Raw genomic sequence first — 19290 nt, 5'->3', positions numbered from 1 at the left:
CGTCTACTGCCCTCCCCCTCTGTCTCCGCTCACGCGCGAGCGCCTGAGAGCTTCGCCCACGCCGGTAGGACGTCGGCTTGCACCGTCGGCGGGGTCACCAGGCGGCGACCCACTTTCCAGAGGCGTCTCATCCACGCGGTCCATGCGCCTGAGAGGTTCTTGGGGAGGATTTGCTCCTTCGGCGTCGGGCTGATCCCGAACTCTCCCGCGTGGGTTCAACGACTACGCCCCGCAGAATACCCCGTCACGTCCGATTCGCGTGCAGACGACAGGCTAAACCACAATCTTCCCTCGACATGCTGCACCGAGCGTAATCACGCGCACGACCGTGCGCGCATTCTTACGTCTCGCTCTGCCGGGTCAGCCCGTGGCGCGGGTGCGCCGCCGCCGGGACAGCTCGTCCTCGACCACGGGCTCCACCGACCCGCCGTCCGCGCGCTCCGCGGGGAACTCGTGAATGGTTCCGCTGATCTCCCGCATCGCGCCGCTGACGGCAATCCCGAACACGCCCTGACCACCCTGCAGTAAATCGACGACCTCTTCTGGCGAGGTGCACTCGTATACCGTCGTGCCATCGGAAAACAGAGTGATCTTGGCGAGATCACGCACACCTCGTTGCCGCAGGTGGTCGACGGCTACCCGAATGTTCTGCAACGACACCCCAGTGTCCAGCAGCCGCTTGACGATCTTGAGAACCAGCACGTCTTTGAACGAGTAGAGACGCTGGCTACCGGATCCATGCGCGGTGCGGATCGACGGGGCGATCAGACCGGTCCGTGCCCAGTAATCGAGCTGCCGATACGTGATGCCCGCAATCTGGCAGGCAGCCGGACCGCGATAACCGACCAGCTCATCCGGGTACGAGGCATCCGGGAACAGCGCTTCCTGCCCATCCGACTCGACTCCGAACGGCCTATCCTCGACCACGCCTGCCTCCCCTCGCCCGGCCTGGCGGCCGGCAGCGAGATCCGTCGCCCCACCTGCGGGCAACCGATCGGCGAAATGCGACACCGAACCGGCGTCGGCCAAACCCTCGACCGCCACCGAATCACATCACCGCGATTCACTTAAGGTTGACGGTAGAGCTGTCCGGGAGGCGGGTCAACGCGAACACGCCGTGCGCGCTTTACCAGAACTTCAGACTTGCTCGCGACCTGTGGATTCGCCCATCGACGCGAGCCGTCAGGTGTCCGCGCCGCGAAAGTCTTCCGGCGATACCGAGTCGAGGAACTCCCGGAACTTCTCCACCTCGTCCTCTTGTTCATCCGGGATCAGCAGCCCAGCCTCCTCGAGAACGGAGTCCTCGGCGTGAATCGGGACGCCAACCCGTAGCGCCAACGCGACCGAATCGCTCGGGCGCGCGGAGACCCGTACATCTCCGTCAAAGACGAGTTCGGCGAAGAACGTGCCTTCCTGTAGATCGGTGATCCGGATCTGCTCCAGCTCCCGTCCCAATGCTCCGATCACGTCCTTGAGCAGGTCATGCGTCAACGGCCGAGCCGGTCGGACACCTTGCTGCTCGAGCGCGATCGCGGTCGCTTCGACCGAGCCGATCCAGATCGGCAGATAACGCTCACCATCCGTCTCGCGTAGCAACAGGATCGGCTGATTGGCGGGCAACTCGACCCGCACACCCACGACGCGCATCTCGCTCATCGGGCATCGCCTCCCTCATCCGCGTCCGGATCGAGCAACACAGCGTCCCCGCCCATCCGAGGATCCCGCATCGACATTCCTGACGCTACCCGTCTATCGGATCCAATGCCCGACAGATCGCCGGACCATTCGGCCTTCACTTACTGATCCTAGCCGCTGCACGCTTGCACAAAACGCCAAAGATGACCGGAGAAACGGACAAATTACCCGCGAGCGACACGCCGGATGCCGGCTTTCACCAACAAAGTGTGCAGCGTAACGGACAGCGCTGCCAGTTCACGGACTTGTTGGTCCGCCCGCTCATGCGCCTCGGGGTCACGCTGGCGGTACGTCGGTGTAACGATCTGTTCGAGCAGGCCGACTTCGCGGTCCGCGGAAGCTCGGAACGCGCGTAGATGCCGTGGCTCGATGCCGTATCCGGTCAGTGCGCGCACGGTGCTGGCGACCAGCACCGAATCCTGGTCGTAGAACCCGGCCGCGCCCGCTCTGACCAGCCCGTATTGCTCAAGCTCGGCAAGCATCGCGCCGTCGATACCGGCCTCCGCGAGCAGTTCCTCGCGGGTGACCCGCACCTCCTGACCGATGACGAAGTCGTCGGCGGATGGCATGCCACCCCGTTCCGGGCGCATCGCCACCAACTCACCGGACACGGGCTGTGGCACCGGAGTGATCGGCTCCACCCCTCGATCGGCGGCGTCCAGCTGCTCCTTGATGACCTTCAGCGGTAGGTATCGATCCCGCTGCGCCGAAAGCACGAATCGGAGACGATCGACGTCCGTGTCGGTGAACTGGCGATATCCGGCGGCACTACGCGCCGGCTGAACCAATCCCTCAGCCTCGAGGAAGCGAATCTTCGAGATCGTCACATCGGGGAAGTCAGCGCGCAGCTGCGCCAGAACCGCCCCGATGCTCAGCCCCTCTCGGTATGGCCGACCGGCCGCCGTCACTGCGCCCCCTGGCCTCCGGAACCCGGGCCGGTCAGAAAGACCAAGCGGAACTTGCCAATCTGAACCTCGTCGCCACCGGCCAACACAGCCTGATCGACGGGCTCCCGGTTGACGTAGGTGCCATTGAGGCTGCCAACGTCGATCACCACGAACTCGCCGCCTTCCCTGCGGAACTCAGCGTGCCGACGGGAAACGGTGACGTCGTCGAGAAAGATGTCGCTGTCCGGATGCCGCCCCGCGCTGGTGGTGTCCCTGTCCAGCAGGAACCGCGAACCCGCGTTTGGCCCCCGCTTGACCACCAGCAGTGCCGACCCGGCAGGCAACGCGTCTACACCGGCAACGGATGGCTCCTGCGCCGGCGCGTCCGCGGCCTCGGCATCCGCAAGAAAATCAGCCCGGAAGACGGAAGTCCGTTCCGGAGATTGCTCCGGGGGAACGCCGGGCCCGTCGTTCGTGCTCACCTGAGCTCTCCTCTACGCTAGTGGATTCCGCATGAAACAGCCGATATGCCTCAACGTACCGTGCCACCCTGACCGAGCCACATGAGGCCTCCCCCAATCGGCCCGCGGATATTTACCACGATCCATGTCTGTATAACGACCGGGTTTCCTGAGCAGTACGCCTCGTCGAGGCAAGCGCGTTCACCCGAGTTACGCGTCCTCGGCGATCAGCTGACGATAGGCAGCCGCGTCCAGCAACGTATCCAACGCGGCCGCATCAGATACGGCGATCTCGAACATCCAGCCTTCGCCGTACGGCTCGCTGTTGATCAGTTCCGGCGAGTCCGCCAAGGCCTCGTTCACGGCGGTTACCGAGCCGTTCAGCGGCGCGTAGACCTCCGAGACGCTCTTGGTCGATTCGATCTCGCCGACCGAATCCCCCGCGCCAACCTGCTGACCTACTTCTGGAAGCTCGACGAACACGACCTCGCCGAGCTGAGTCTGCGCGTAGTCGGTGATGCCGATACGTACCGAATCACCCTGCCGCACGGCGATCCACTCGTGCTCCTCGGTGTACTTCAACTCCTCGGGTACCACCGGATACTTCCTCCCGTCGAGTAGGTACGGGCCCGCCCTCACCCACCGATGATCTCGTGCGGCCGAAGCGTATGCGGCGCTCGAACGGCGCGGCAAGGCACCCCCGTCCAGCACTCTCGACGGCCCTCCCCGGTGTGCTCGCCGGCTCAGGAGTCGGACCGGGAGTCCTCAGCTGAACTGGCGGGCGCATCGGATCGTTGCCGCAGCGCGGAGATGGTCTGCAGTACGTAGAGCAGCCCGGACCACAGGTGCAGCACCGCACCCCACACGGTGAACGCGTAGGCGATCGGTCGGAACACCTCGGCCGCGGTCGTGTCGGTCTGCACGAGCAGCAGTAGCGGGAAGGCGTACATCAGGCAGAACGTCGCCGCTTTGCCGACGTAGGTGACCTCGGGCGGGGCATAGCCAGCGCGGCGCAACAGGGGCAGGCACAGGCCAACCACCAGCTCCCTACCAACAAGCATCAACGCGACCCATAGCGGCAGGATGTCCCTGAGTACGAAGGCCAACAGGGTGGCGAAGATGTACAGCCGGTCGGCCGCCGGGTCCAACAGCACACCGAACTTGCTTGTCTGGTTGAGCCAGCGCGCGAGTTTGCCGTCCAACCAATCGGTGAGCGCGCTGGCAACCAGCAACGCGAGGGCCCACCCGTCCTCTTCCGGCCCGAGCAGTAGCCACAAGAACACTGGCACCCCAGCGAGCCTGAGCACGCTCAGCGCATTGGGGATCGTCCAGATCCGATCAGACGCCTGCTGTCCAGTTTCCGCCGACACGCGGTTAGCGTGCCACACCTGCGAAGCCGCCGTGGTTCACCCGCCTCAGTGCGGTCCGCCGGTCGGCTAGCTGGCTCGGGTCGGGCCGGAACTAGCGGTGCCGGCTCCAGCCGCGCCGCTGCAGATCACCGGAGCTCAGCGACTGCGGCCGACCTCGCTGATCGAAACCCACCCACCGGTTACCGCTGAGCGCCGCTTCCAATACGAACGCCCTCCCCTGGCTCCACACCACGGTGCAAGGCGTGGTTGGCGGCGCCGTGCCGGCGGCACGGCCGGACACGGAATCAGTCTCGTCGGTCGATTCGGGGTGGGCTTCGCCGTTCATGGCTTCCTTCGCGATCACAGCTCGACATGCGCGTACCTACACCTCGTAGGTCGGCAAGCTACGGCCGCGCGTTAACCAACGTCGCCCAGACAGGCTATCCCGCTGTCCCTTGAACCAGCTGAATATCCAAATTGACCCGTAATGTCGTGCCCACGGCGGCGATTCCAGCCCGAAGTACCTGGTTGTAGTTGATGGCGAAATCGTCCCGGCGCAACTCGGTCCGCGCCGCGAAGCCAGCGCGCCGCTCACCCCAGGGGTCCTGCTCCGAACCGAGGTACTCCAGATCCAGTTGGACCGGTTTGCGCACGCCGCACAGATCGAGGATGCCGTCGAGGAGCCACTTGGAGCCGCCGGCTGGACTCAATCCCGTGCTGGCAAAGGAGATCCGCGGATGGTCGTCCACCTGAAGGAAATCCATCGAGCGCAGATGATCATCCCGCATCTTGTTTCCGGTATCGATACTCGCTGCCTCGATCTCCGCCCACACCGTGGACAGTTCGACGGGTTCGGCGACCGTCACCCGACCGGAGAACTCGGCGAACCGACCATGCACGCTCGAGATGCCCAGGTGTCGAGCGGTGACTTGGATCGTGGAATGCACCGGATCGATCGACCACTCGCCAGCTTCCGGCAGCGCGATACCCCCGACACGCTCCAGGACGATGGTGCCGAGATCCGCTCCGCTCGCGGTCACCACGGCGGTGCGAGCAGCAGGCGTGAAACCCGCTGCCGTGAGCACCACCGTGTAGGTACCGGGCGGCAACTCCGCCCGCACCATTCCATCGGACTCGGGCTTGGCTCTGCCAACCTGCTCGCCACTGCCGTCGGTGATCGTCAGTACCGCGGTAGCTACCGGCCAACCATCCGTGCCACGCAGCCGTGCCGTCACGGCCGGGGTCATTCCGCCGCTCCGCTCGGTCCGGTGTCCGCGGTCGAGTCTGGCTGCCCGTCTTCGGGATACCCCAGCCGGACGTCGTGTTCGCCGTCCTGGCCCGGCTCAACCCGCAGCGCGCTCGCCACCGGCGGATATCCGCTCGCGATGACCGTGTAATCCCCTTCTGGTAGGTCGGTGAACCGGTACTCGCCACTCGGTCCGGTGATCGTCACACCCATCACGTTGCCGTTCGCGTCCAGCAGGGTGATCCGCGCGTCCGCCACCGCTCGGTCCGCTGAACCCGTCCGCGCCACCCCGTGTAGCTGCGCACCGCCGGTCAACCGCACGTCCTGCCTGGTCGCCCCGCTACCGGGGACCGTCACCGCGACGGCACTCGGTCGATGCCCTGCCGCGCTGACTACCAGGGTGTAGGCGCCCGCGACGAGCTCGGCGAAGCGGTAGTTACCGGCAACATCGGTTTGCTCAGCGCTGATCACCTCTCCCCGCCCATCGGTCAGCGTGACGGTGGCACCGGCGACGGCCTGGCCGGTGTCCTCCGTAGTGACCGCGCCACCGAGACTGCTGGTACCGGTCAACACGAGCGCGAGCTCGACCGGCTGGTTGTCCACCGTCACGGTGTAGGCCTCGGGTTGATGGGCTTCGGCCGCGCCGATCAGCACGTAGCTACCGGGGCCAGGAGCCACGAGCCGGAATACGCCATCGATGCCCGACCGCCCGCGCCCTACCTGCCTACCGCGCGGGTCGATCAAGGTGAGCGCGGTATCCGCCACTGCGGAACCGTCCCCCTGGCGCACCGTGCCCCAGATGACGGCACCGGACGGCTCGGCGACGGGCTCGGCCTGCGGAAGGTCCGCCGAGGCACTCGCCACGGGGAGCGCCGCCGTGCGCACGCTCGGAGCTTGTGCGGCCGAGCTGGCCGTGTCTGTTGGGTGTGCCTGGCCGTTACCGGCTCCGACCGGTAGCGCCTCGGCGAACTCCGGCTCCACCCATTCGGATTCGCTAGCCAGTCGATGGCGCGCCCCGTCGCCAGCCGTGGCCGAGTTCGCCGAGGGGGCAACGACAGAATCGTCCGTGCCGTCCGTGTCGTCGAGGGCCGCTTCGCCGCCCTCGAGTGTCGCGGCTGCTGGGCCGGCACCGTCCGCGAGTGGTATCTCCCGCATGAACAGCAGCACCAGGAAAGCGAGCGCGGCCACGCCGGCACCGACGTAGAACACCGTCGACAGCGAGTCGGTGAAGCCGATGAAGAACGGCCGCGCCTGCTCGATCGGCAGCTGCTGCAGGAACGAGGAGTCCTCCATGATGTTGCCGCCGGCACCCATCGCCTCCGGGGGCATCCCCGAGTTCTGGAACGCCCGGACCACATTGCCCATCAGGGTGCTGAACAAAATGGACATGAATACCGCGACGCCGGTAGTCCCACCAATTTGCCTGAAGAAGGTCGCGGTCGCGGTGGAAACACCCATATCCCGCTTCGGGCCCGCGTTCTGCACCGCGATGATCAGGGTCTGCATGCAGTTACCGAGCCCGATGCCGATCACGAACATGTAGAGCATCGGCTGCCACAGTGGACTGTTCCACTCGATCTGCGCGAAAAGCAGCATCCCAACGGTCATCAACGCGGTCCCGATGATCGGGAAGATCTTGTACCGGCCGGTCCGCGAGGTCAGTTGACCGGAAAGGACCGAAGCCGACATCACCCCGACCATCAGCGGCAGCATCAACAGGCCGGACTCGGTGGGTGTGTAACCCTGCACGATCTGCAGATACTGTGGCACGAGCATGATCGCGCCGAACATCGCGATACCGACGATGAAGCCGCCGACGATGGCTACCGCGAAGGTCGCGTTCCGGAACAGCCGGAGCGGGATCAGCGCCTCGTCGCGCATCGCCCGTTCAATGAGAATGAACAGCAGGATCCCGAACGCGCCGATCCCGAAACACACCAATGACCGGGTCGAGCCCCAGCCCCATTCCCGACCCTGTTCGGCCACAAGAAGCAACGGAACCAGGCCGATGATCAGCGCGAGTCCACCCCACCAGTCAATCCGGTGATTATGCCGCTCATGCGGCACGTTCAGCACTTTCGCGACGACGAACAGCGCGATGGCGCCGAGCGGGACGTTCACCAGGAACACCCACCGCCAGCCATCAACTCCCGCGAAGGTGTCGATTCCGGCGAAGAACCCGCCGAGTACCGGCCCCAGTACGGTTGAGGTACCAAAGACGGCAAGGAAGTAACCCTGATACTTGGCCCGTCGCCGAGGCGGCACCAGGTCACCGAGGATCGTCATGGCCAGCGACATCAACCCACCCGCGCCGAGTCCTTGAATCGCGCGGAACGCGGCCAGCTGGTACATCGACTGGGCAAAGGTCGCCGCGATCGAGCCAGCGATAAAGATCGAGATCGCTGCGAGATAGAACGGCTTGCGACCGTATATGTCGGAAAGCTTCCCGTAAATCGGCGTGGAGATCGTCGCGGTAATCAGGTACGCGGTCGTGATCCACGCTTGCAGGCTCAGTCCGTGCAAGTCATCGGCGATGGTACGAATCGACGTACCCACGATCGTCTGATCGAGCGCGGCCAGGAACATCCCCGTCATCAGTCCGATGAGGATCGTAACGATCTGCTTGTGTGACAACGACTCCGCCGATGTTGGCGCCGCTGCCGACCCGTCGCCCGTCACTGGCGAGGCGGTGGTCCTGCTCATCCTTGTTCCCCTTGGTCCCCTCGATCTCCTCGGCGTGGTACCGCTTCACTACCGGGGGCGAGATCGGTGAGTTCGTTCTCGAAATCCGTCGCCAGCCGTTCCAGCAGCGAGGTCAACTGCTCGACATCGCTTGATGCCCACTCCCGCAACGCATTCGCAATAAACATGTCCCGCTGCCGCCGGCCAGCTTCGAACAGCAGCATTCCGTCGTCGGTGACCGCCAGCAGGCTCGCTCGCCGGTCCTCCGAGTCGGGCCTGCGTTCCACGAGCCCCTCGCGTACCAGAGGCGCGACCTGCCGGCTGACCGTGGATGGGTCGGACATCACCGACTCGGCGAGGGTGGTCAATCGCTGCGCGCCGTCGGTCACCAGACGAGCAAGCAGCATGAAGGCGGTGTGCTCCAGTCCTTCGCTGGACGCCGCGAACTGCTGCTTCGCCCGCCCCAACAGGCGCATGAACCGCACCAACGCGCTCGCGATGCGGTCGGCGCTGGCGAGCTCGACCGGGAAGTCCTGCTCCGTACCCTCGGGCGGGGCCGCTGCGGCCGACATATCCCTGCGTACTCCACTCTTCCAGGTCCGGACACTGCCCGAACCAGACATTTTATTGATTGATGAATGCAAGTGGTTGCTAGGGTCAACTATGAACCTGTTTGGCCCGACTCGGCAAATTCATTAGTTGTGATCTCAGTCCTAGCCTGGCGCCCAGGCCCGCCTGCCGAAAACCGGGCGCGACACGTCCCGCCATTACCGCATCCGCCACCTACCGCATGGTCCGATAACAGCGGACGTCGATATGCGGAGGTTCGTCGTGCACGGTCAGATACCCAGGGCACACTCGCGGAAATCCCGCCGCCGGCACGGTTGGGGCCTTACCCCGATCGGCGCCGGTGCACTGCTCACCGTGCTGCTGCTCAGCGGTTGCGCCGAATCGAACGAGTCACCCTCGCAAGCCGATTCGACGCCAAGCAGCACGAGTACCGCCCCGTCCACCGGGCCGTCGACCTCGCCGCCGGAGACATCCAGCAGCAGCGAATCCGCCCCCGACGCGCCACCGCAACGGGACCCCAACGCCTGCGGGACGGTACCCGCGGACAACGGCACCGTGGTCGAGGTACTGCCATCCGACCAGATCGACTGCGCCGAATCGCTGCGCATCGTTCAGCTGTTCCACAAACAGATCGCGGGCAAACAGCCAACGGACAGCACACGGCCGGTCGCCGATCAGGTGGAATCCTGGCAATGCGTCTCCGGTCCGCCGAAGTCCCAAGGCGGCACCACCTGCCGGGACACGCAAACCGACCAGGTGATCTTGGCCAACCTGCAGCCCATCGAATAGCCGCCGTCGGCCGAGTTCAGCCCTGGTTCACCCGCGCACGCGGAGCCTTAGTCGCCCGTGAACCGCGGCTCCCTGCGTTCCATGAACGCGGTGACCGCTTCGGTCAGGTCCGCGCTCGGCAGAAACGCGGCGTTCCAGGCACCGACGTATCGCAGCCCCTCTTCGATGCGCTGCTGATGGTTCACCGCGAGCATTTCCTTCACGCCGTGCACGACCAGCGGTGGATTCGCGGCGATGTCGACAGCCATCGCGCGAGCGGCCGCATATACCCCGTCGTGGTCCGGGTAGACGTCGTTGACCAGGCCGATCCGCTCGGCTCGCGCGGCGTCGATGTCCTTTCCGGTCAACGCCAGCTCACGAAGGTGTCCCTCGCCGATGATCGGACCCAGCCGCTGCAAGCTACCCAGATCCGCCACCATCGCCACCTTGACCTCGCGGACGCTGAACTTCGCGTCCGCGCTGGCGAGCCGGACATCCACCGCGCTGATCAGATCCACTCCGCCGCCCACGCACCAGCCGGAGATCGCCGCGATCACCGGTGTCCGGCATCGCGCGACGGAGTCGATACTGGCTTGCAGCCGACGGAGCTCGCGCAGGAACCCGGTGCGTGCGCTGGCCGAGGCCGTGCCGCCGAGCACCTCGGCCCAGTCAGCCAACATCGCGGGCAGGTCCAGGCCATACGAGAAATTCGCGCCGCTTCCGGTCAGCACGATCGCCCGGATATCCGGATCCGCGTCCAACTCGTCGAACACCCGCGGCAGCTCCCGCCAGAAGTCTGGCCCCATCGCATTGCCCTTGCCTGGGCCAAGCAGGGTTACCTCCGCGATGCCGTCAGTTCGGTCCACCGCGAGCGAGGCCAGCCCAGCCGAGCTCGCCCCGGTCCCGTCCACATCAGTCGCCATCCGCCCATCCTGGCGCAGCCGTTACGACGAAGCTACCGGCGGGTACGGGGCCGGGTGTCAGGTGACCGACTCGCCGAGCGCGGCGACCGCGCCGATCACGATCACCGCGGGGGGTTTGATGTCCGCCGCCGCGGCATCCGCGGCGACCTTGGCCAGCGTCGAGCGCAGCGTGTGTTGGGTCCGTCGGGTGCCGTCCTGGACCACGGCGACCGGTGTGTCCGCGCCGCGCCCGTGCCGCTGTAGTACCTCGGCGAACTGGCTCAGTCGTTCCACGCCCATCATCAGCACGATGGTGCCGCGCAACCGACCGAGCGCCGCCCAGTCCACCAGCGAGCTCGGATCATCCGGCGCGACATGCCCGGAGACCACCACGACCTCGTGGGTCACGCCCCGGTGGGTGACCGGTACATCGGCGATCGCAGGCACCGCGAAGGCACTGGTGATACCGGGAACCACGGTGACCGGCACGCCAGCCTGCGCGCAGGCAAGCACCTCCTCGAAGCCCCGGCCGAAGACGTACGGATCGCCGCCCTTGAGGCGAACCACGAACCGGCCTGCCCTGGCGTGTTCGATCAGCGTCGTATTGATCACGTCCTGGCTGGCCGCACGCCCGTACGGGATCTTGGCGGCATCAATGACCTCTACCTCGGGTGGCAGTTCGTCCAACAGTTCCCGTGGCGCCAGTCGATCGACCACGACGACATCCGCCCGGGACAGCAGCCGCCGGCCGCGTACCGTGATCAACTCGGGATCACCAGGCCCACCACCGATCAACGCGACGCCCGGCAGCGTCTCGTCACCGGCCGAGGCAACCTCCGCGGTGGCGGCCGCCGCGCCCTGATCGTCCACCCTGCCGTCCCGCAGGGCCGCGAGCACCGCATCGCGGACACCGGCCGAGCGTCGATATGCCCCGCCAGCCAGGACACCGAACACGAGACCTTCGTACGAACCGACCGCCGGGGTCACCGCACTGCCGTCAGCGGCCAGATCCGCCCGCACGCAGAACACCCGTTGACGTTCGGCCTCGGCGCCGACCGCCGCGTTCACCGCCGCATCGGAGGTACAGGCGATGACGTACCAGGCGCCAGCCAGATCGCCTTCCGCGTACGCTCGTCGCGTCCAGGTGAGCTCCCCCGCTTCGGCCATCGCCTGTACCGCCGCGGAGACCGCGGGTGCGACCACCTCGATCGCCGCACCGGCCGATTGCAGTCTCGGCAGCCTACGCTGCGCGACTACTCCCCCACCGACGACGACTACCCGCCGTCCCGCCAGGTCCAGACCAGCCAAGTAATGCTGTTCAGCGTGCATGGCGGATAGCATGCCTGGCCCGGCGCGCGGAGTCAGCTCGAGACACGGTGACCTTGCTGACCCGTAGCTGGTTCGGTCGCACCGCACGGGTGGATATGTACCTGCGCCCGAAGCAATCGCGGTACCGCCCGCCGCGCCGCCTGCTCCACCTGGTGCGCTATCCGGTGCGCCGCGACCAGGCTGGTCTCCGGGGCCAGCACGACCGTCAACTCGGCCAGCTGCCCATGGCCTGACCACCGCAGCCGCAGCTCCTCGACCGCCAGCACGCCAGGTACCGCCAGCACATCGCGCCGCGCGGCCTCGGTCTGGCTCGGGTCCGCGGCATCCAACAGCCGGGCGAACACCTGGCGTGCCGCGCCGAGGAAAACCAATCCGATCGCCACCGCGACCAGTAATCCGATCACCGGATCCACCCAGTGCCACCCCAGAGCCGCCCCGGCCACCGCGACGAGTACCGCGAGCGAGGTGAACCCATCCGTACGGGCATGCAGTCCGTCCGCGATCAGCGCCGCCGAGCCAATCCGCCGGCCGACGCTGATCCGCCAGCGCGCGACGAACTCATTACCGGCGAATCCGACCAGTGCGGCTGCCGCCACGACCGGTAGGGCCGCGACCTCCTGCGCGGCGAGCAGCTGGCGGGTCGAGGTGATCACGGCGAGCGCGGCCGATACGCCGATCAGAGCGACAACGAGCAACCCGGCTAAGTCCTCCGCCCGGCCGTAGCCGTACGGGAAGCGCTGGCTCGCGGCGCGCCTGGCAAGCAGGAAGGCGATCGCGATGGGAATCGAGGACAGCGCGTCTACGGCGTTGTGCAGGGTATCGGCGAGCAACGCCGCCGAGCCACTGATCCACACCACGCCGGCTTGCGCCAGCGCGGTCAGCAGTAGCACCGCGAACGAGCCGTACAGGGTTCGCAGGCCGAGCCTGCTCGCGATCATATGGTCATCTACCTGATCGGCCACATCGTGGCTATGCGGCCGGAGCAGTCGCCACCGCCACCCATGCCCATGCCCATGCCCATGCCCATGCCCATGCATTGTCCGAGCATACCGCTTTCTGTCCACATTAGACTTATTGCCGATTGGTCCCAACAGCCAGCGGCTGGAAGTTGCCCCTAAGTCGCAACAGCACAATGGGTCGGGCCGCTGAGCCGATCACGCGCCGTTGCTGGCCATCCGCCCCCGCGCTGACCTCGCCAGCTATCGTCGGCACTATGCGATTCGGCGTACTCGGCCCACTAGCGGTATGGAACGCAGACGGTACCGAGGTGGCCGTCCCCGGCCGCAAGGTTCGCGCGCTGCTCGCCAACCTGCTCGTGTTGGACGGCAAACCGGTCTCGGCCGATCGGCTCATGGAGCATCTGTGGGGGGCCGACCAGCCCGGTAATCCCGCTGGCGCCTTGCAGGCCAAGGTTTCCCAGCTACGCCGGGTTCTCGACGAGGTCGAACCGGGTGGGCGGCAACTGCTCACGGCCGGTCCATCCGGCTACGCCCTGCGGCTTGACCAGGCCACCGTGGACGCGAACCAGTTCGCCGAGCTGGTGCGGGACGCCCGACAGCAACCCGACCCGGGCGTTCGGGCGAAACTGCTCCGCGAGGCGCTCGATCTCTGGCGCGGCGCGGCCTACGCGGATTTCGCCGATGAGGAATTCGCCAGGTCCACGATCGACCGGCTGGAAGAAAGTCGCCGAGCCGCTTGGGACGACGCCGTACAGGCCCGCCTCGAGCTCGGTCAGCACGCCGAGCTAATCGGCGAGTTATCCGATGCGCTGGTCCACGACCCCCTCCGCGAGCGGCTCCGCGCACTGCATATGCACGCGCTGTATCTGGCCGGACGCCAGGCAGACGCGCTGCACAGCTTTGACCAGCTGCGCGAGCACCTGGCCGAGGAGCTGGGTCTTGATCCGGGACCGGAGATCTCCGAGCTGCGGCAGCGCATTCTGCGCCAGGACCCCACGTTACGGCTCGCAGAACCGGCGCACGATACGACTCGGCACACGCCACCAAGAACGAACCTGCCCCTGCCGGCAACGGAGATCATCGGCAGGCAAGCCGAACTCAGTTCGATCGTGGCCACGCTGCACCCCGGCAGACTGGTTACCTTGCTCGGTCCTGGAGGCGTCGGCAAGACCCGGCTCGCCCTCGAAGTCGCCCATCAATACCAGGAAGCGCCCGATGGCGTCTGGTTCCTCGAACTCGGTGCGCTGAGCGAACACGACTGTACCGATCCGGTCAGCGCACTCGCCGAACACATCGCGGCAGCACTCAATATTCGCGAGCACCAGACCCTTGCCATGTCCATGAGTACTGAGCCCCGTTCGGCCGCCGAGCAGCTCACCGACGCGCTGCGGGACAAGCGGCAGCTACTCGTCCTGGACAACTGTGAACACCTTGTCGAATCGGTGGCCGCCTTGGCGGACCGGCTGCGCAGAGCCGTCCCCGAACTGTCTTTGCTGGCCACCAGTCGAGAACCGCTCGGACTGCACGGCGAGCAGCTGTGGCCGCTCGCTCCGCTCACCCTGCCAGCACCGGACAGCGGGTACACCCAGAGCTGGTCCGAGTCCGGCGCGATCCAACTGTTCGTCGCCAGGGCGGCCGCTAGGGCACCAGGTTTCCGGTTGAGCGAGGACAACGCCGCGACGATCGCGGCCATCTGCCGCCGGTTGGACGGTTTACCGCTGGCTCTTGAGCTCGCCGCGGCACGGGTACGCGCACTGGGTATCGAACAGTTGGCCGCTCGGTTGGATGACAGGTTCGGCATTCTCACCACCGGCAACCGGGACGCGCCCGAACGGCAGCAGACGCTGCGCGCCGTCATCGACTGGAGTTGGGAGCTGCTCAGCGACCCAGAGCGGACCGTGCTGCGCAGGCTCGCCGTGCATACCGACGGCTGCACCCTTGCCGCGGCCGAGGCGATCTGCGCCGGCGATGGGATCGACGAACGCGATGTGCTCGACATCCTGGCGCAACTCGTGGACCGCTCGCTGGTTCAGGTGCTCGACCAGGAGTCTCGGGTCCGTTACCGCATGCTGGAAACGGTCACCTCGTATTGCCTCGAGCGCCTTGCCGAAACCGGCGAGCAACAGGCCGCCGAACTCCGCCACCTGCGGCACTACACGGCGCTGGCCGAAACCGCCGAGCCGAGGCTACGGGAGTCCAGTCAACAGCAGTGGCTCTGCGTGCTGGACACCGAAGCGGGTAACTTGCGTGCGGCGCTGGAGACCGCGAATCGACTGCATCGGGCCGATCTGGCCCTGCGGTTAGCGCGCGCCCTTGCGTGGTACTGGTTCCTGCGCGGTCGCTACCGCGAAACCCACCGCACCCTGGCCAGGGCGCTCGACGTCCCCGACTCACCCGGGCTGGACTCCACTGGGCCTGATTCCACTGGGCTGGATTCCACTGGGCCTGACTCCACTGGGGATGGCCAGCTCAGCCTTTCCCGCGCGATGGTCACCGCCTGGTTGGCGGGAATCGACATGCTGCGCAACGCGGGGACCGACCCGCTCGGCCGCAGTACCACGGCAATCGCCCATTTCGATGGGCTGGACGCACCCGTCGAGCGCGCGTACGCGCAGTGGCTACTGGCCTTCTGCATGTCCCAGGTCGGCGCTCGCGACACCGTGGACACATTGCTGACCGACGCACTCGACGCCATGCGGGCGATCGGCGACCAGTGGGGCGAGGCCGCCGCACTCGCCTTACGTGCCTGGCAATCACTGAGTCGCGGCGAACTCACCGCGTCCCGACAAGACGCCGAAGACAGTTGGACGCGGTTCCAAGAAATCGGCGACCGTTGGGGCGGGGTGCATGTCATCCAGTTGCTTGGCGTGCTCGCCGAAATCGATGGCGAGTACACCAGGGCCGACCAACTGAATCAGATGGGGTTGCGGTTCGCCGAAGAACTCGGTCTATGGCCGATGGTCGCCGAGTCGCTCGGCCGGCTCGGTCGGCTCGCTCTACTCGCCAAGGACTTTGCCAGGGCCGATGAGCTGCACGACCGCGCGCTGCACGTCGCACTCGACCAGTCGTTCAAACCGGGTGCCGTCTTCGCCGAAATGGGCTTGGTCATGGCCGCCCGAAGGCAAGGCGATTTCCCCAAGGCCGAAACCCATATTCAGCGACCCCTCGACTGGCACCGCAACCAAGGATACGAAGCTGGGCTCGCCTTCGTCCTGGCTGAACACGGTTTTCTCACCGAACAGCAGGGAAACCCGGCACTGGCCAGGGAGATCCATCAGCAGGGCTTGGAAACCGCACGGTTAACCGGAGATCCCCGCTCTATCGCGCTGGCCATCGAAGGACTCGCCGGCGTCGCCGCATTGGACGGTGAAGCACACCAGGCTGCCCTGCTGCTCGGGGTGGCCAGCGCGGCGCGCGAATCGGTGCGAGCACCGCTACCGGCCGCCGAGCGCGGCGACGTCGATCGAATCCGCGCCGTCGCGGTCGAGCAGCACGGTGAGGCAGAATTTGCCGAGCACTTCGAACGAGGAGCCACGCTCGGATTAGCCCGGTATCTGGCGCATCACGACGCCCAGGACCCAGCTCCGCGGGGCGAGCGGTGAAGTGCACCCGGTGACTGGGTGTCACCGGTTCTTCAGGGATCTTGCGGTGATCACGGCTTCACCACTCGATACCGCGTTGTCCTTTTTGGCCAGCATCCATCGGGTGCTTCACCTTGGTCATGTCGACGACCAGATCCGCGGCCGCGACAAGGACGTCCGGCGCGTACCGTCCAGTGATGACTACGTGCTGCCGGCCAGGTCGCATACGTAGGGTTTCCACCACTTCGTTCGGATCAATCCAGCCCCAGTGCAGCGGATAGTTGAACTCGTCGAGCACGTAGAGGTCGTGGGTGTGGTCGTCCAGCCGCCGAGCGATCTCCCGCCACCCTTCGAGTGCCGCGGCAGCGTGATCCTCGGTGCTGCCCTTCTTGCGCGCCCAGGACCAGCCCTCGCCCATCTTGTTCCAGTCCACCGGACCGCCCTTGCCGGTCTCCGTATGCACCTCGTCCAGCGCACGAAACGCGGCCTCTTCGCCCACTTTCCATTTCGCGGACTTCACGAACTGGAACACGCCAATTGACCAGCCCTGGTGCCACCCGCGCAACGCGAGTCCGAACGCCGCGGTTGATTTCCCTTTCATCTCACCGGTATGCACGATCAGTAAGGGCCGGTGCCGACGTTGCCTTGTCGTAAGACCGTCCTCCGGCACCGTCAGCGGCTTACCTTGTGGCATGTGACTCCCCGTTTCTCACGCGGCCCGCGCGTGTCGTACCACGCCAGCAACGTGCTCCGCGGACAGCTCGCCAAGACGCAGACAACTCGCATCCAGCTCGTTCGCCAACTGCCCGGCTAGTCCCAGTCGGACAGACCCTTCCTCGCAATCGACTACGATCGCCGCAACTCCGTCCCCGGCAAGCGCGGCAGCAGCACGCCGTGCGTCCTGCATCGGGTCTCCACCCCGCACGCTCGCCGTAGCACGTCCGTCAGTAAGCAGGACAAGCAAAGCGCGTCGTCGTGGATCACGTACGCGCTCGACCTGGAGCACCTTTCGCGCGCGGAGCAGACCATCGGCCAAGGGAGTCCGGCCACCAGTTCGCAGCTCCCGCAGCCGGCGTACGGCGGCATCCACTGAGGATGTTGGCGGTAGCGCCGTCTCGGCCCCCGTGCCCCGGAAGGTCACGACGCCAACCTTGTCCCTGCGCTGGTACGCATCTGTCAGCAGGGACAGCACCGCGCCGGTCACCGCGGACATCCGTGCGCGCGCGGCCATCGATCCGGATGCGTCCACCGCGAACAGGACCAGGTTGCTTTCCTTGCCTTCTCGTACCGCGCGCCGCAGGTCACCGGCGCGCAGCAGCAGTCCGGGCCCGGTACGGCCCCGGTCGTGCTGGTGTGGCGCGGCCGCCGCGATCGTCGCGGTCAGGTGCAGCCCGGTGCCCTCCTCCCGCGCCGCCCGGACAATCCGACCGCCGGGACCACGGGCGCGCGAACGCCGACCAGGCGCACCTTCCCCCGTCCCCGGAACGCTCAGCAGTCGGGCCCGAAATGGCTGTTCAGGGCTCGGCGCCTGACGATCGCCTGCCGAACCCCGCTGTTCCGGTGTGGACTGTCCATTCCGGCTTCCCTGCTCGCCCGCTTGTGTGTCTTCGGCTGTGTCACCCTTTGCGCCGCCGCCAGGATCGTCATCTGGGTCGTGTGGGTCTTCCGGCGGGGAGTCGTCGCTCTGCTGGTCCGTGGCCTGGTCGGACCCGGGATCCGCCGAGTCCGCGTCCTCGGCCGCCTGCCGCAACGCGTCGGAGAGCTGGTCGTCATCGATGCCCGGCTCGTCGAACGGATCACGCCGGCGTCGGTGCGGTAGCGCGAGGCGAGCCGCGGCGGCCACATCGTCCTCCAGGACCTCGGTGCCACCCCGCCACGCGGCATGCGCAATCGCGGTACGTGCCACCACCAAGTCCGCCCGCATGCCGTCCACGTCGAACGCGGCGCATACGGCCGCGATCCGGCGCAGTTCGCTGTCCGGCAGCACGACGTCCGCGAGCCGTTGCTGGGCCCGCAGTATTCGGGTGGCCAGGTCCGCATCCGCGGAGCGCCAGTCAGCCGCGAACGATGCCGGATCCGCCTCGTAGGCGAGTCGGCGGCGGATTACCTCGGTGCGCCTGGCTACGTCTCGGTCCGCGGCGACGGTGACCGTGAGACCGAACCGATCGAGCAGTTGCGGTCGCAGCTCGCCTTCCTCCGGATTCATGGTGCCGACCAACAGGAAGGAAGCCGCATGCGAGACCGATACCCCGTCACGCTCCACATGCACCCGCCCCATCGCCGCGGCATCCAGCAGCAGGTCCACCACATGGTCGTGCAGGAGGTTTACCTCGTCCACATAGAGCACACCCCGATGCGCCTCGGCCAGTAGGCCGGGCTGGAACGCGCGCTTGCCTTCGGTCAGCGCCCGCTCGAGATCAAGTGAACCGACGACCCTGTCCTCGGTCGCCGCGACCGGCAACTCCACAAGACGGGCGGCCCGGCGTAACGCGCCACCGGCCCCCGGTCCGTTCGAACCCGAGTCATTCGCCCCGGAACCATTCGCCCCAGTGTCGTGCACCTCGGCGCTATCGGCGGGCGGCCCGCAGTCCGGGCAGTCCGCCGCCGGAACTTCCGGCAAGCAAGCGAATCGGCAATCCGCGCGCACCTCCACCGCGGGCAGTAGCTCGGCAAGCGCACGGACCACAGTGGACTTGGCCGTGCCCTTCTCGCCGCGGATCAGCACCCCGCCAATAGCCGGGTGTATCGCGTTCAGGATCAGTGCCAGGCGCATATCGTCGTGCCCGACGACGGCGGAGAACGGGAACCGTGCTGGTGCGCTCACTGGATGCCTCCTTCGCACAGCGCGTGCATCTCGGCGT

General features: G+C 66.6%; 17 protein-coding genes and 1 riboswitch. Of the genes, 2 read left to right on the top strand and 15 right to left on the bottom strand.

Annotated elements, in window-relative coordinates; genetic code table 11:
- Window positions 1-126: 126 nt before the first annotated feature.
- A riboswitch (glycine riboswitch) is annotated at window positions 127-218 on the bottom strand.
- 142 nt (window positions 219-360) lie between these two features.
- The 10 genes from EV191_RS17010 to EV191_RS16965 all read right to left on the bottom strand — a co-directional run bounded on the left by EV191_RS17010 (window position 361) and on the right by EV191_RS16965 (window position 8892).
- On the bottom strand, window positions 361-927 hold the full coding sequence (locus EV191_RS17010) for a MerR family transcriptional regulator (protein ID WP_132878221.1): 567 nt from the start codon (window positions 925-927) through the stop codon (window positions 361-363).
- Window positions 928-1182: 255 nt separating this feature from the next.
- A complete protein-coding gene (locus tag EV191_RS17005) occupies window positions 1183-1656 on the bottom strand; it encodes a bifunctional nuclease family protein (protein WP_132878066.1) in 474 nt (157 codons plus the stop codon).
- A gap of 203 nt (window positions 1657-1859) precedes the next feature.
- Window positions 1860-2603, bottom strand: a complete 744-nt coding sequence (gene ftsR / locus EV191_RS17000) for a transcriptional regulator FtsR (protein WP_165912985.1) — start codon at window positions 2601-2603, stop codon at window positions 1860-1862.
- Window positions 2600-3064: a glycogen accumulation regulator GarA gene (gene garA / locus EV191_RS16995; protein ID WP_132878065.1), complete on the bottom strand. Its 465-nt coding sequence runs from the start codon at window positions 3062-3064 to the stop codon at window positions 2600-2602. The genes ftsR and garA overlap by 4 nt, the downstream gene beginning before the upstream one ends.
- 189 nt (window positions 3065-3253) lie before the next feature.
- A complete protein-coding gene (gcvH, locus tag EV191_RS16990; RefSeq protein ID WP_243659017.1) occupies window positions 3254-3682 on the bottom strand; it encodes a glycine cleavage system protein GcvH in 429 nt (142 codons plus the stop codon).
- A 104-nt stretch (window positions 3683-3786) separates the two neighbouring features.
- Complete coding sequence (gene clsA, locus EV191_RS16985) at window positions 3787-4413, bottom strand: cardiolipin synthase ClsA (protein WP_132878064.1); 627 nt, start codon at window positions 4411-4413, stop codon at window positions 3787-3789.
- Between the two features lie 91 nt (window positions 4414-4504).
- A complete protein-coding gene (locus EV191_RS16980; protein ID WP_243659016.1) occupies window positions 4505-4738 on the bottom strand; it encodes a hypothetical protein in 234 nt (77 codons plus the stop codon).
- Window positions 4739-4832: 94 nt separating this feature from the next.
- Window positions 4833-5639, bottom strand: a complete 807-nt coding sequence (locus EV191_RS16975) for a YceI family protein (protein ID WP_132878063.1) — start codon at window positions 5637-5639, stop codon at window positions 4833-4835.
- Window positions 5636-8341 (bottom strand): MFS transporter, encoded by a 2706-nt coding sequence (locus EV191_RS16970; protein ID WP_132878062.1) that lies wholly within the window; start codon window positions 8339-8341, stop codon window positions 5636-5638. Before EV191_RS16970 ends, EV191_RS16975 begins: the two co-directional genes overlap by 4 nt.
- Entirely contained in the window at window positions 8338-8892 is a 555-nt protein-coding gene (locus tag EV191_RS16965) for a MarR family winged helix-turn-helix transcriptional regulator (protein ID WP_165912984.1), read from the bottom strand. The genes EV191_RS16970 and EV191_RS16965 overlap by 4 nt, the downstream gene beginning before the upstream one ends.
- 244 nt (window positions 8893-9136) lie before the next feature.
- Between EV191_RS16965 and EV191_RS16960 the strand changes: the two genes are divergently transcribed.
- The gene (locus EV191_RS16960) at window positions 9137-9679 is read left to right on the top strand and encodes a hypothetical protein (protein WP_132878060.1); all 543 of its coding nucleotides are present in this window, start codon (window positions 9137-9139) and stop codon (window positions 9677-9679) included.
- 47 nt (window positions 9680-9726) lie between these two features.
- On the opposite strand, the gene EV191_RS16955 is transcribed toward EV191_RS16960, so the two are convergent.
- The 3 genes from EV191_RS16955 to EV191_RS16945 are packed head-to-tail and all read right to left on the bottom strand — an operon-like array spanning window position 9727 to window position 12926.
- Entirely contained in the window at window positions 9727-10581 is an 855-nt protein-coding gene (locus tag EV191_RS16955; protein WP_132878059.1) for a crotonase/enoyl-CoA hydratase family protein, read from the bottom strand.
- Window positions 10582-10638: 57 nt separating this feature from the next.
- Window positions 10639-11889, bottom strand: a complete 1251-nt coding sequence (cobA, locus tag EV191_RS16950) for a uroporphyrinogen-III C-methyltransferase (RefSeq protein WP_132878058.1) — start codon at window positions 11887-11889, stop codon at window positions 10639-10641.
- 32 nt (window positions 11890-11921) lie between these two features.
- A complete protein-coding gene (locus EV191_RS16945) occupies window positions 11922-12926 on the bottom strand; it encodes a cation diffusion facilitator family transporter (protein WP_132878057.1) in 1005 nt (334 codons plus the stop codon).
- A gap of 176 nt (window positions 12927-13102) precedes the next feature.
- On the opposite strand from EV191_RS16945, the gene EV191_RS16940 reads away from it, so the two are divergent.
- Window positions 13103-16450, top strand: a complete 3348-nt coding sequence (locus EV191_RS16940; RefSeq protein WP_132878056.1) for an AfsR/SARP family transcriptional regulator — start codon at window positions 13103-13105, stop codon at window positions 16448-16450.
- Window positions 16451-16508: 58 nt separating this feature from the next.
- Here EV191_RS16940 and cobO read toward each other — a convergent pair whose 3' ends face one another.
- Together cobO and EV191_RS16930 are read right to left on the bottom strand one after the other, a co-directional pair.
- Window positions 16509-17123, bottom strand: a complete 615-nt coding sequence (gene cobO, locus EV191_RS16935) for a cob(I)yrinic acid a,c-diamide adenosyltransferase (RefSeq protein ID WP_132878055.1) — start codon at window positions 17121-17123, stop codon at window positions 16509-16511.
- Window positions 17124-17138: 15 nt separating this feature from the next.
- A complete protein-coding gene (locus EV191_RS16930; RefSeq protein WP_243659033.1) occupies window positions 17139-19202 on the bottom strand; it encodes a magnesium chelatase subunit D family protein in 2064 nt (687 codons plus the stop codon).
- Window positions 19203-19290 lie beyond the last annotated feature (88 nt).

The sequence above is a fragment of the Tamaricihabitans halophyticus genome (assembly GCF_004340875.1).
Lineage (GTDB): Bacteria > Actinomycetota > Actinomycetes > Mycobacteriales > Pseudonocardiaceae > Tamaricihabitans > Tamaricihabitans halophyticus.
The sequence above is the reverse complement of the archived record's forward strand: the minus strand, read 5'-3'. Positions and strand labels throughout refer to the sequence as shown.

Bases quoted from the DNA above. Each gene is read 5' to 3' on its own strand.
- EV191_RS17005 (WP_132878066.1), bottom strand. From the start codon at position 1,656: ATGAGCGAGATGCGCGTCGTGGGTGTGCGGGTCGAGTTGCCCGCCAAT.
- EV191_RS16980 (WP_243659016.1), bottom strand. From the start codon at position 4,738: ATGAACGGCGAAGCCCACCCCGAATCGACCGACGAGACTGATTCCGTG.
- EV191_RS16975 (WP_132878063.1), bottom strand. From the start codon at position 5,639: ATGACCCCGGCCGTGACGGCACGGCTGCGTGGCACGGATGGTTGGCCG.
- EV191_RS16970 (WP_132878062.1), bottom strand. From the start codon at position 8,341: ATGAGCAGGACCACCGCCTCGCCAGTGACGGGCGACGGGTCGGCAGCG.
- EV191_RS16965 (WP_165912984.1), bottom strand. From the start codon at position 8,892: ATGTCGGCCGCAGCGGCCCCGCCCGAGGGTACGGAGCAGGACTTCCCG.
- EV191_RS16960 (WP_132878060.1), top strand. From the start codon at position 9,137: ATGCGGAGGTTCGTCGTGCACGGTCAGATACCCAGGGCACACTCGCGG.
- EV191_RS16955 (WP_132878059.1), bottom strand. From the start codon at position 10,581: ATGGCGACTGATGTGGACGGGACCGGGGCGAGCTCGGCTGGGCTGGCC.
- cobA (WP_132878058.1), bottom strand. From the start codon at position 11,889: ATGCACGCTGAACAGCATTACTTGGCTGGTCTGGACCTGGCGGGACGG.
- EV191_RS16945 (WP_132878057.1), bottom strand. From the start codon at position 12,926: ATGCATGGGCATGGGCATGGGCATGGGCATGGGCATGGGTGGCGGTGG.
- EV191_RS16940 (WP_132878056.1), top strand. From the start codon at position 13,103: ATGCGATTCGGCGTACTCGGCCCACTAGCGGTATGGAACGCAGACGGT.
- cobO (WP_132878055.1), bottom strand. From the start codon at position 17,123: ATGCCACAAGGTAAGCCGCTGACGGTGCCGGAGGACGGTCTTACGACA.
- EV191_RS16930 (WP_243659033.1), bottom strand. From the start codon at position 19,202: ATGCGCCTGGCACTGATCCTGAACGCGATACACCCGGCTATTGGCGGG.